We start from the raw sequence: 11,867 nt of genomic DNA on the forward strand, positions 1-11,867 counted from the left end.
CTGCGCAACGTCTATCGCCCCGGCGACGTGCGCAAGCGCGGCTTCACCTATGTGAGCGTCGGACGGACGTGAGAGGAATCACGCGGAGATTTGCGAAATGACGGACGACGAAAGAGCCATTCGCGAGTTGGTCGATGCGTGGATGGTCTCCAGCAAAGCGGGCGACCTGACAGCGTTGCTCGATCTGATGACGGATGACGTGGTTTTTATGACGCCGGGGGGAAATCCATTCGGAAAGGAGGCCTTCGCCGCCGCGTCGAAAAACATGAAGAACGTCGCGATCGAGGCACGCAGCGAAATCCAGGAGCTCTGCATTTTTGGCGACTGGGCCTATATGCGCAGTTACATCGAGATGACGGCGACGCCTAGAGACGGAGGCGCGCCTTTGCGTCGGACCGGAAATACGTTGACGATTCTACGCAAGGAAGCCGATGGGCGATGGCGGCTGGCCAGAGACGCAAATCTTTTGGCTGCGGAAAAATCCTGAGCCGACAAGTCTTTCAACCGTCGTTTCGCGCAGCTACTGCGCCGCGCGTTTGATCTCGGGATAGCCGCACGTCCCGTCGCTCTTTTCCTCGACACGCGACGGCGGTTCGACAAAGGGCGTCCGCGTCGCAAGACGTTGAGGAGAGACACCCCGCCGATATCTTCATCGACTGACGCGCCAACCTCCAATCATTGTGCGGCGGCGCACAGCGTCCTGCGTGCGCCTAAGCGAGTTTGCATCGCCCTGCTCGCGATGCGGCCAGGCGCATTTTTTTCATGGAGGTTTATATGGCTAAGCAAGTTGCCCCAAAAGACGCGCGCGTTGGAAGCTACCATCCGCGAGTCGTCGTCAAATTCCGCGATCGCATAGAACTGCCCTACGACGCCACGGTGGAGAAGGAAATCGAGCGTCGGTTTCATGGCGCGTGGACGCGCCTTGCCGAGCAGTTCAAGGGCATTTCCATGGCCCCTCTCTTCGCTTCGAAGAAAGCGGACGAGATTCGTGACCTGATGGCGCGCGCCGAAGTCAGCGATTCGAGCTATCACGCCCCGGATTTCCTCGGCTATTTCGTGCTCAACGTGCCGGACGACGCGGCGCCGGAGACGGTCGCGAGGATCGTTTCGCAGTGGCCGTCCGTCGAAAAAGCCTATGTCGAACCAAAGCCCGTCGAGCCGCCGCTGGTCAACGCCGCCGACGATCCGCGCAGCATGAATCAGGGTTATCTCGATGCCGCGCCAGACGGCATTGACGCGGAATACGCATGGCTTTTCGCCGGCGGCGACGGCGCCAATCAGGCGCTGGTCGATCTCGAATGGGGCTGGACGCTCAATCACGAAGATCTCGCGGCGCATAACATCTCGATCATTTCCGGTCTGAACAATTCCTTCTTCTTCCACGGCAGCGGCGTGCTCGGAGAAATCTGCGCGGTCGACAATATGGTGGGCTGCGTCGGCGTCACGCCGAAGCTCGGGAGCGTGCGCGTCGTCGGTCAGTGGCTTTCGGGCGGCGGCTACAGCACATCTCAGCCCATCCTCGACGCCGTCGCGGTCATGAATTTCGGCGACGTGCTTCTGCTCGAGGCGCAGACGAGCTTCGCCGGCTACGTCAAAGTGCCGGTGGAGATCGAGCCCGCGGTGTTCGACGTCATTCGGCTGGCGACGGCGCTGGGCGTCGTCGTCGTCGAAGCCGGCGGCAATGGCGGCGTCGATCTCGATACGGTCAGTGTGAGCGGAGAACTCGTCTTCAATCGCGCCAGCGCCGACTTCAAGGATTCCGGCGCCATCATCGTCGGCGCGGGATCGTCGACCGCGCCGCATACGCGCCTCGGCTTCTCCTGCTTCGGCAGCCGCATCGACTGCTATGGCTGGGGAGAGAATGTCGATACGCTCTCTTCCGACAACTCCAACGTCGCGACAAACCTCTACACGACCGGGTTCAACGGCACGTCGAGCGCGTCGCCCATCGTGACGGGCGCGGCGCTCGCCGTGCAGGGTCTGGCGCAGGCGGCGCTCGGCCATCGCTTCGCCCCATGGCAGTTGCGCCAGATTTTGAGCACTCCCGCCAATGGCACGCCGTCGCAGAACCCTGTAGTCGACCGCATCGGCGTCATGCCCAATCTGCGCGCGATCATCGACGGCGACGTGCTCAGTCTGGCGCCCGACGTCTATCTGCGCGATTTCGTCGGCGATAGGCGACGCCCATATCGGCGCGATCTCGGCGAGTCCCGACGTCATCCTGCGTCAGAACGCGGTCGCCGATCCGCAAGCCGCCTTCGGCCAAGGCAGCGGCGTCGAGAACAGCGCCACGCTCGGCTATGAGGCGGAGGCGGGCCAGGACAATTTCGTCTATGTCCGCATGCGCAATCGCGGCGGTTCGGCGGCGAACAACGTCGAGGCGACAGTCTTTTGGGCGCCGCCCTCCACGCTGCTGACGCCCGACCAATGGAATCCATTGGGATCGACCACTCTGCCGTCCGTTCCGACCGGCGATCAGCTCACGGTTTCGGATGCGATCCAGTGGCAGGCCGCCGACATTCCGGCGCCCGGACATTATTGCTTCGTGGCGCTGATCGGCGCGACGGGCGATCCGGCCCCCGCCCCCGCGGATTTTCTCAACTGGGATAATTTCCGCAGCTTCATCCGCAACAACAACAATGTGACCTGGCGCAACTTCAACGTCGTGAACAATACGCCGCCGGCGGGCGCCCAGCCTCCGGGCTTCGTGGCAATGCCCTTCCTTATGGCCGGCGCGCCGGATAAGGCGCGGCGCATGCGGCTGGAGATCGCCAGCCGTCTGCCAGCCAAGGCGGAAGCGATGCTTGAGATGCCTTTGGAGTGGGCGGAGCTCCTCAAGGTCGCCGTACGGCCCGTCAAAGGCGCCGACCGCGAGCGGCGGGGCGTCGTCGCCATCAAGCCGGCGGGACGCACGGCGTTCGCCGACGTCGTCTTCCCGGCGAAAGCGCGAATTGCGATGCGACTCCTCGTGAAAATTCCCGAGGATATGCGCAAGCAGGAGTTCGAGATCTACGCGCGGCAGATGTATGGCGATGAGGAAGTCGGCCGCGTGACCTGGCGTCTCGCGCCGCCGCGCAAGCCGCAATAACAAGCGGCGTCCTCACAAAGAACAAAGCGCCGGCCATGGGCCGGCGCTTTTTTGCGTTTGTGAACGACGCCTACTGCGCCGCGAGTTTGATCTCGGGATAGCTGCATTTCCCGTCGCTCTTCTCCTCGACATGGAGATGCGACGGCGGCTCGACGAAAGGAATGCCGAGCGTGTGCCAGACGTCGACGAGCGACTCGACGAGGTTCGCGATATGCGCCTGCGTGTGGCAGGGCGTCGGCGTCACGCGCAGCCGCTCGCTTCCCTTGGCCACCGTCGGGTAGTTGATCGGCTGGATGTAGATCGAGTGGCGATCGAGCAGCATGTCGCTCGCAGCCTTGCAGAGCTCGGCGTCGCGCACCATCACCGGCACGATATGCGAGCCGTTTTCCAATACAGGCAGGCCGGCGGCGGCGAGGGCGTGCTTGGTGATATGCGAGGCGCGCTGATGCGCCGCGCGCAAATCCGGCCGGCGTTTGAGCAGGCGCACCGCGGCGCAGGCCGCGGCGGCGACCGCCGGCGGCAGCGCCGTCGTGAAGATGAAGGAAGCCGCGTAGGACCGGATCGCGTCAATGATGACGGCGTCGCCGGCGATATAGCCGCCCATCGTGCCGAAGCCCTTGGCGAGCGTGCCCTCGATCACGTGGACGCGCGCCATCACGCCTTCGCGTTCGCAAATCCCGCCGCCGCGCGCGCCATACATGCCGACCGCATGCACCTCGTCGACATAGGTCATCGCGCCATAGCGCTCGGCCAGCGCGACGATGTCGCCGACCGGCGCGATATTGCCGTTCATCGAATAGAGGCTTTCGAAGACGACGAGCTTGGGCCGATCGCCCGCTTCGATCAGCAACTCTTCAAGATGCGCAAGATCGTTGTGGCGAAAGATCTTCTTCTCGGCGCGCGAGCGCTTCACGCCTTCGATCATCGAATTATGATTCGAGGCGTCGGACAGAATGACGCAGTTAGGAAGCAGGTCGGCGATGGTCGAAATCGCCGCGAGATTGGAAATCCAGCCTGAGGTGAAGACGAGCGCGGCTTCCTTGCCGTGAAGATCGGCGAGTTCGCGCTCAAGCTCGACGATGGCGTGGCTGGTGCCGGAAATGTTGCGGGTGCCGCCGGAGCCGGCGCCGACCCTGCCAGCCGTGTCGACCATCGCGGCGATCACGTCGGGGTGCTGACCCATGCCGAGATAGTCGTTGGAGCACCATATGGTCACGGGCTCGACCGAGCCGTCGTCGCGATGCCAATTGGCGAGGGGAAAAGCTTCAACGTCGCGCTCCAGATGCGCAAAGACGCGGTAGCGGCGCTCGTCCTTTAGACGGGAGACGGCGGCCTCGAAGTAACGCCGATAGACCATGCTCCAACCCTTTGATTTTTCTCTTTGCCTCTGAAACCGACGACAAGGCTCCCGTCCTGCCCGCCGTCTAGTTTGGACGTTTTCTTACATAGCCGATCCGCGCCTGAAAGGCGAGTGGCCGAATGACGCGCCCGCGCCTCTTTTCTTGCGCAACGCCGGGCCACCGCCAATGAAAACAATGGCGCCACGCAATGGCGGGAGCCGCCCGGCGGCATCAAAGCAGCGCCTTGCCTGGCTCCGCCTTCACCGAGGCTTTTTCGTCAGAAGCGTTTATGGGATGACCATCCGGCCTCGCGTGAGGTAACGAAGAGACGGGGGTGCGCGTGACGGCGATGAAGCTCTATACAAAAAAAGGCGACAGAGGCCAGACGAGTCTCTTCTCAGGCCGGCGGGCGGCGAAGTTCGATCCACGCGTGGCGGCGGTCGGCGATCTCGACGAATTGACGGCGAGCCTGGGTCTCGCACGCGTCGTCTTCCCCGAGGCGAACGATCTTTTGAGCGGCGCGCAAAAGGCGCTCTACACAATCAGCGCCATCGTCAGCGCCGAAGCGCGGAAGATCGATCTTGCCTTCGACGACGCCGAGACCGCGGCGCTCGAAGCCGAGATCGATCGCGCGACCGACGCTCTGCCGCCGTTGCGCGATTTCATCTATCCGGGAGAGGCCGAGGCGAGCGCGCGTCTCCATATGGCGCGCGCCATCGCCCGGCGGGCCGAGCGCAGCGTCGCCGCGCTCGAAGAACCGCCGGCGCCCGAGAGCGCCCTCGCCTATCTCAATCGCCTGAGCGATTTATTGTTCGCGCTGGCGCGGCTCGCGGATCTGCACAGCGGACACGCGGACCGGATGCTCGGCGGGTGAGGATTTAGGGGAGATCCGGGTTAGCGCCATGAGCCGACGTTGACCTGCGCGCATATGCCGGACATTCGCGGGCGGTCTTGCCGTGGCCGCTATCGAACGGCAGGCCAACGGGAACTCAAGACCGATTCCGGTCGGTCCGCTATGCCGGCAGCATGACCACCTTCGTCTTGACCGGAGTCCGGGAGTAGAGGTCGATCATGTCCTGACTGAGGAGGCCGGTACAGCCGCTCGTTATGCCCTGCCCGATCGTCTCGGGGTCGCTGGTGCTATAGATCGTGTAGACCGTGTAGACGCCGTTCTTGTAAAGATACAGCACGCGGGCGCCGAGCGGATTTTCCAGACCTCCCGGCATGCCGCCGGCATATTTGCGCGCCTCCGGCTGGCGCGCGATCATTTCCTTGGGCGGCGTCCAGGTGGGCCATTCGGCCTTGCGCCCGATATAAACTTCACCGCTCCACAGGAACCCGGGGCGGCTGACATTGGCGCCATAGCGGGTGGCCATTCCGTCGCCTTCGATGCGGTAAAGGTGGAACTTGCCGGGATCGATGATGATCGTGCCGGGCGCTTCCTTGGAGGCGTAGCGCACTTTCTGGCGAAAATATTTCGGATCGACCTTGCTGATATCGACCGCGGGGATCGCGAATTTGTCGTTGGGAACCGGCCCGTAAAGCTTCGCCGCCTCGGCGCGCATCATGTCGTCGGACGACACGCAACCGGCGAGCCCGGCCGCGCCGAGACCGACGGCGGAGCCGACCAGAAACGACCGGCGGTTGAGACGCCCCGACGCAAGCCCAAGTCGAGCTTCCTCGTTTGTTTCGCCGGCGTCGGCTATCCCATCGTCCTTAATCATGATTTTGGAGTTCCCATGTCCAGTTGCCGACCAAAGAATACTCCGGCCCGAACCCGCTGAACGTCTTTGCTGAGCCGAGACCTTGCCATCACTTGCTTTTCGGAAAGTAAAGAACGTCGGCTTTGACCGGAAATTCCGGTCATTCTGTGGCGGCGAGACTACAAATCAGCGCCATCGTCAGCGCCAAAGCGCGGCAGCTCGATCTTGCCTCTGACGACGCCGAGACCGCGGCGCTCGAAGCGGTCGCCCGCGCCCGAGAGCGCGCTCGCCATCTCAATCGCCTAAGCGATTTATTGTTCGCGCTGGCGCGACTTGCCGATCAGCAAAGCGGACATGCGCGGCCCAGCGATGCCCCATCATCCATGGAAGATCGGAAGCGCCTGAGGCTGGAGAATGATCAAGAGGCCGTAGACGAGGATGGCGATGCCCATGGCCTGCGCCACGGCGGGGCCCCATGGCAGGGTCTTCTCGGCGAAAACGATCACCGTCACGCTCGCAAGCGCGGCGACGTTCATCATGCCGAGAGGAAACATGATCGCGCAAAGTAGCCAGCAGCAGCCAAGGCACCAGGCGCCGTGGTGCGCGCCCATCTGCAGGGCGCCGAGCGTCCCCTCGCGCCAGGAGGTCATGATGAAGCCGATCGGCGTGCGGCACTTGGTCAGGCAGAGCTCTTTCAACGGCGTGAGCTGGTAGAGCCCGGCGGCGATAAGGATCAACCCGCCGACGCGGCCCTGCGCCGACGCCGAAAGATCCAGACGCGCGGCGCCAGCCTCCGCGGCGAGCGCGCCAATATAAGCAAGGAGGCCAGACGCCATCCAGACGAGCAGATAGCCGGCGAGGAACGCCCATGTTCCGACGAAGGCCTGTCCCCGTTTGCGGCGCGCGGCCTGCATTTTGTGAAAGGTCAGCGCCATCGGCGCCACCGTCGGAAACATCATCGCAATCGTCATCGCCAGCCAGACGGCGATGAAGAGCGGCGCGCCGAGGCCCATGGACGGCGAGGCCATGCTGCTATGGGCGTCATGACCCGCCGTGTCTTGCCAGATCAGAAGCGCCCACGCCGCGACCGACAATGCGATGAGCATGGCCAGGATCGCGTTACGCTGAAGTGCGATCAGGTCCAAGCGTCTGTTCCATGCGAGGGACGCCATCCGTCAATTCGACCATTCGATTGGCGCGTAATGCCCGTTCTGGCCCGAATTATTCCAGTCCATGCCGTGGTCGCTGAAATGATTTCCCGTGCGGCCGACGCCGAAAGCGATTTTCTCCGGCGCGAGCGGATGCCCGGTCATGCCCCAGATTTCTCCGCTCGGATGCATGCTCGCCAGCGGATCGACGGCGACGGCGAGAATGCCCGGGATTTCGACCGCGCGTGATTTGCCCTCGATCGTGTAATGGATCGAGGTCTTCCTGACGCCGAGATGCGTTCCGACCAAAGGCGCGAAAGCCGCCATCGGCCCGCCTTCGTCGCCGCCGAAAATTGCGCCCAGAGCGGCTGTCTGTTCGTCGGTTGCGCGCTCGTCGATATAGACGGCGAGCGTCCAGTCGCCCTCCGCCATGGGGCCCGGCGCATGCGCCGCAAGCGCCACATTCAGCCCATCGAGCGCCACGTCGCCATAGTGGCCCTTGTCGATGTGGAACGCCAAAATGTTGTCGCAGCACCCTTGCGTCGGCGTCGCCATCATCGCCTTGGTCGAGACCAGGCAGGGACAGACGATGTCGCAATTGCAGTTTTCGAGATAGTCGCCGACAAAGCGCCACTTCGTTCGCGTCGCCATTTTCTGCTTTCTCCGCGGCCGTAATGTGCGGACCTAAAAAGGCTCCTTGAAGGGCCGAAGGTCCATTTCGTGAGTCCAGGCGCTGCGCTTCTGACAGTGCAGCGCCCAATAGGCGTCGGCGATGTCGTCGACGGCAAGGACGCCGTCTGCGCCTTTGGAGCGCGCGTAGTCGGCGAAATTCGTCGCCGCATATTCGCCCGCGATCACGCCGTCGACGACGATATGGGCGACATGAACCCCCTTTGAGCCAAATTCGCGGGCGAGGCCTTGGGCGACGGCGCGCAAGGCGGCTTTGGCGGCGGCGAAGGCAAGAAAGGGCGGACGCGCCCGCAAGGACGCCGTTGCGCCGGTGAACAGGATCGTGCCTTGCCCGCGCTGGGAGAAGCGCCTCGCGGCCTCCCGCCCGACGACGAAGCCGCCGAGGGCGTTTTGGCGCCACAGGCGCTCGAAGAGTTCGGGCGTCGTGTCCTGAGCAGAAGCCGCGATATTATTCCCAACATTGTAGGCGACCAGCGCGAGGTCGCCGTCGCGGTCTGCTTCGTCGAAGAGGGCGGCGACATCGGCTTCGCTCGTGGCGTCGGCGACTTTGATCGCGACCGCGCCGCCCGTGGCGGAGATCTGCTCGGCGACGATTCGCAGCCGCTCCGGCGTGCGGCCCGCGATCATGACGCGCAGCCCTTCGCGCGCGAAACGCCGCGCCAGCGCGGCGCCGAGGCCCGACTCGGCGCCAACGCCAATCACGAGCGCGCCCCCCCTATTCGCCATCGCCCGTTCTGTCATGGCGCATCATCTCTCTTGGGCCGCGCTCGCCTCATGCGCGCCCAAAGAGAAGAATGAAGTTGTTCGCCGGCATGTCCATAATTTTCTTAAGCGCAATATTATGTGCGTTGGCGGCGCGTTCGAGATCACGCACGTCCTTAAGGCCCCATTCGGCAATCTTGGGCGCGAGGATTTCCTGATCGAAAGCGGCGTTTGATTCGGTCGTATAACTGCCGTCAACCTTGAAGGGCCCGTAGATCGCGACAAAGCCATCCTTGGTCAACACGCGGTCGGCGACTTGAGCGATGCCGTCGCAGATCGAGACCGGCGCGACCTGGAACAGGTTCACGACGAAAATGGCGTCGTAGAGCCGATCGCTGGCGCTGGGCCAGGTCTGGGGCTCAGTCAGATCGATTTTGATGGGATCGAAGATATTCTTGGCGCCTGCTTCGTCGCGCTTCTTCTTGATCGAATCGAACACTTCGACGTCATAGTCGGAAGGCTGAAACGACAGATTCGGGAAATGCGGCGCGAAATGGTTGATGTGGTTGCCGGCGCCGCTCGCAAGTTCAAGCACATTGCCGCTGTTCGGAAAGATCTCTTTGAACATGCTGAGAATGGGATCACGGTTTCGATTCCCCGCCCACGCAACATAGGGGCTGAGCGGATGCGGATCGATCGGCGGACGGTCTGCGGGCACATTGATGGACATGGCGGTCCTCCTCGGCTTTCCTCGATGCTTGCGCCGCTCGCCCGTCGGCGCGGAAGCGTCGAACGCTTCGCGGCCTTCATTTTTGGATCTTGTTCCGGCCCAAGCCGTCGGAAGCTTTATCGATTGTCGCCGACGCGGTAAAATTCGAAAATCTTATGAACTCATTCGGGGAACTAAACCCCTAGACGAGCTGCCGTCGACGAGTTCGGAACAGCAGACTCAATTCGCAAGAGGCAGCGACAGGATGGTCAACCTCAAGTCTTTCGACCTCAATCTGTTGTTGGCGCTGAAGGCGCTTCTCGAAGAGAAGAACGTGTCGCGCGCCGCAGAAAAGCTATGCCTGAGCCAGCCCGCCATGAGCCATATTCTGCGCAGGCTGCGCAATCAGCTCGACGATCCGATACTCGTGAAGTCCGCATCGGGCATGGTCCCTACGGAGCGCGCCCTTGCGCTGCTGGAGCCAACGGCCGCCGTGCTTCGGGAGATCGAAAGGATCGTCGAACCCCCGCCAGAATTTGATCCCGCGACCAGTCGCCGGCGTTTCGTGATCTCCACAAGCGACTATGTCGGGTTCGCCCTGTTGCCGACGCTTGCCGAGTCGATGATCCGCATCGCCCCACATATCGAGGTGCATATTCGGCAGCCAATAACCGGCCCGCTCCACATCGTGCTCGAAAAAGACAATATCGATCTGGCGATCGGCTTCGACGCAATCTTCGGCAGCGCGCCGCATGTCTGTTCGCAGATGTTGATGGGCGAGAGCATCGTTTGCCTCACAAGAAAATCCAACGCCACAGTCCCGGGCAATGACATCAGTCTGGCGCAATTTCTGGAATGCAAGCATGTGCTGATCAGCTGGCGGGAAGCAGGGACGGGCCTGATCGACGACAGTCTCGCGAAGTTGGGGCTGCGTAGGAACGTATTTCTTGTCCTGCCGAACTTCTTGACGACGCCCTGGATTCTCGAGAAGACCGACCTCATGCTCTGTCTGCCCCAGAGAATGGCCGAGCAGTTCGTACAGCTGGCTCCGCTCAAAATCCTGCCGATCCCGATCGACCTGCCCCGCTACGCGTTGATGATGCTCTGGCATCCGCGCCACGAAAAAGATCACGCGCACATGTGGCTGCGGGAACGCGTGCGGATGGCCTGCCGCCGCGACAGCGACAATGATGCGAACGCCGGCAGCGGCGCCAAGGCGCATATTCACTAAAGCCGAATTTTTGCGAGGCGCAAATCGGCGCGATCTCAGTCGCCTTAGAAGGCGCTGAATTTGACACGCTGCAAGAACACGGCCCGACGAAGATCTGCGTCGGGCCGCGGCCTGCCCTTCGTCGGCGGCGCCTCGCGCCTAGATCGGCGCGAGGCGAATGCCTTCGTCACATCGCGATTGATCGCCGTGGCGCCTGCGGCATTCAACATCAGCAGCGCAACGAAGCGCAAAGATTGATGTGAAAGATCCGTGTCACGACTGGCGCGGTGAAATGCTCGACGCCGGGCCGGTCGCGGCGGTGATGAGAGAGCCAGGCTCTCATAGACGACAAACGCCGCAAGGAAAGCGGCGAGCCCGCCGGCGAAACCAGAAAAGCGGCGCGCGAGCAGGCCGGCGCTTTCGGAAGCGAGCAAAGCGATGACGCCGAGCGCGCCGGCGCCCGACAATGTTCTCGCTTTTCCCAATCGACTGAGCAATCTCTTGTTCGCGCTGGCGCGTTCGTCCGCAGTGCGCGCTTGAGCAAATCGCCGTGCCTATCGAGCCCCTAGCATCGCTGCGGGAGAGCGACCGGAAAAGTGAGCCGCAGGGCAGTTCCCATCGGGCTCGGCGCGATCTCCAAGGCTCCGTCGAGGTGCGCCGCAATATCATGCATGAGCGTGAGGCCCTTTCCTGAAATTTTGGTCGACTGAGACAATGCTTTTAAAGAAAAGGGCGCTCCGTTGTTTTCAACGACAAGCTCGACCTCGCCTCGGAAGCACCGGACGCGCGTTTCGATCCTGCCCTTCTCGAGACCGACGAAGGCGTATTTGAGAGCATTTACCGTCGCTTCGACGACCACAAGCCCGACGCTTTTGGCGCGCGCGCGGTCAATTTCGAAATTCCCGTCTATGGTCACGATGCTCTCATAACGGCTGTCAAAGGCCGAATGCAGAGTTTCAGCGAGAAGCCTAACGAAAGAGCCGAGGCTGCAAATCTCGTGCTCATTCGTATCGAGCACGCCGTGGAGCGCCGCAGTCGCGCAGATGCGCGAAACGCAGATGTCGCATTGTGCCGGATGGCCACACTGTCTCCGCTGCGCGGCAAAGAGAGCCGATAAGACCTGCAATTCGTTTCTGATCCGATGGCAAACCTCTTCGTAGCGCTGCTGCGACGCGGCCAGCTGCGCTCTCAGCGAGGCAATTTCCCGCTTCAATTCCAGCGGTTCGTCTGATTCAACGGTCAAAAGGATTATGCCTCAATCGCGTAAGTTATTATGG

At 62.4% G+C, this 11,867-nt stretch carries 13 protein-coding genes; 5 read left to right on the forward strand and 8 right to left on the reverse strand.

The window, feature by feature from the left end; genetic code table 11:
- Positions 1-97: 97 nt before the first annotated feature.
- The 3 genes from HUN39_RS06960 (at position 98) to HUN39_RS06970 (ending at position 3,088) form a co-directional block, all read left to right on the forward strand.
- Entirely contained in the window at positions 98-487 is a 390-nt protein-coding gene (locus HUN39_RS06960) for a YybH family protein (RefSeq protein WP_175093754.1), read from the forward strand.
- Between the two features lie 287 nt (positions 488-774).
- Entirely contained in the window at positions 775-2,304 is a 1,530-nt protein-coding gene (locus tag HUN39_RS06965; protein WP_175093755.1) for a S8 family peptidase, read from the forward strand.
- Between the two features lie 37 nt (positions 2,305-2,341).
- Positions 2,342-3,088, forward strand: a complete 747-nt coding sequence (locus tag HUN39_RS06970) for a hypothetical protein (RefSeq protein WP_175093756.1) — start codon at positions 2,342-2,344, stop codon at positions 3,086-3,088.
- Positions 3,089-3,158: 70 nt separating this feature from the next.
- Here the strand turns inward: HUN39_RS06970 and hemA are convergent, their stop codons facing one another.
- Positions 3,159-4,445, reverse strand: a complete 1,287-nt coding sequence (gene hemA, locus HUN39_RS06975; RefSeq protein WP_175093757.1) for a 5-aminolevulinate synthase — start codon at positions 4,443-4,445, stop codon at positions 3,159-3,161.
- 332 nt (positions 4,446-4,777) lie between these two features.
- Between hemA and HUN39_RS06980 the strand changes: the two genes are divergently transcribed.
- Positions 4,778-5,302: a cob(I)yrinic acid a,c-diamide adenosyltransferase gene (locus HUN39_RS06980; protein WP_175094016.1), complete on the forward strand. Its 525-nt coding sequence runs from the start codon at positions 4,778-4,780 to the stop codon at positions 5,300-5,302.
- A gap of 139 nt (positions 5,303-5,441) precedes the next feature.
- On the opposite strand, the gene HUN39_RS06985 is transcribed toward HUN39_RS06980, so the two are convergent.
- From HUN39_RS06985 to HUN39_RS07005, 5 genes are all read right to left on the reverse strand, one after another.
- Positions 5,442-6,152: a L,D-transpeptidase family protein gene (locus HUN39_RS06985; protein ID WP_175093758.1), complete on the reverse strand. Its 711-nt coding sequence runs from the start codon at positions 6,150-6,152 to the stop codon at positions 5,442-5,444.
- 356 nt (positions 6,153-6,508) lie between these two features.
- Entirely contained in the window at positions 6,509-7,276 is a 768-nt protein-coding gene (locus HUN39_RS06990; protein WP_232365965.1) for a DUF2182 domain-containing protein, read from the reverse strand.
- A gap of 30 nt (positions 7,277-7,306) precedes the next feature.
- The gene (locus tag HUN39_RS06995; RefSeq protein WP_175093760.1) at positions 7,307-7,930 is read right to left on the reverse strand and encodes a DUF1326 domain-containing protein; all 624 of its coding nucleotides are present in this window, start codon (positions 7,928-7,930) and stop codon (positions 7,307-7,309) included.
- A 33-nt stretch (positions 7,931-7,963) separates the two neighbouring features.
- Complete coding sequence (locus HUN39_RS07000) at positions 7,964-8,695, reverse strand: SDR family NAD(P)-dependent oxidoreductase (protein WP_232365966.1); 732 nt, start codon at positions 8,693-8,695, stop codon at positions 7,964-7,966.
- A gap of 46 nt (positions 8,696-8,741) precedes the next feature.
- The gene (locus HUN39_RS07005) at positions 8,742-9,401 is read right to left on the reverse strand and encodes a DUF938 domain-containing protein (protein WP_175093762.1); all 660 of its coding nucleotides are present in this window, start codon (positions 9,399-9,401) and stop codon (positions 8,742-8,744) included.
- A 244-nt stretch (positions 9,402-9,645) separates the two neighbouring features.
- On the opposite strand from HUN39_RS07005, the gene HUN39_RS07010 reads away from it, so the two are divergent.
- On the forward strand, positions 9,646-10,611 hold the full coding sequence (locus tag HUN39_RS07010; RefSeq protein WP_175093763.1) for a LysR family transcriptional regulator: 966 nt from the start codon (positions 9,646-9,648) through the stop codon (positions 10,609-10,611).
- 44 nt (positions 10,612-10,655) lie between these two features.
- On the opposite strand, the gene HUN39_RS07015 is transcribed toward HUN39_RS07010, so the two are convergent.
- Together HUN39_RS07015 and HUN39_RS07020 are read right to left on the reverse strand one after the other, a co-directional pair.
- Positions 10,656-11,057, reverse strand: a complete 402-nt coding sequence (locus HUN39_RS07015; RefSeq protein ID WP_232365967.1) for a hypothetical protein — start codon at positions 11,055-11,057, stop codon at positions 10,656-10,658.
- A gap of 98 nt (positions 11,058-11,155) precedes the next feature.
- Entirely contained in the window at positions 11,156-11,833 is a 678-nt protein-coding gene (locus HUN39_RS07020; protein WP_175093764.1) for a sensor histidine kinase, read from the reverse strand.
- Positions 11,834-11,867 lie beyond the last annotated feature (34 nt).

The organism is Methylocystis silviterrae, assembly GCF_013350005.1.
Lineage (GTDB): Bacteria > Pseudomonadota > Alphaproteobacteria > Rhizobiales > Beijerinckiaceae > Methylocystis > Methylocystis silviterrae.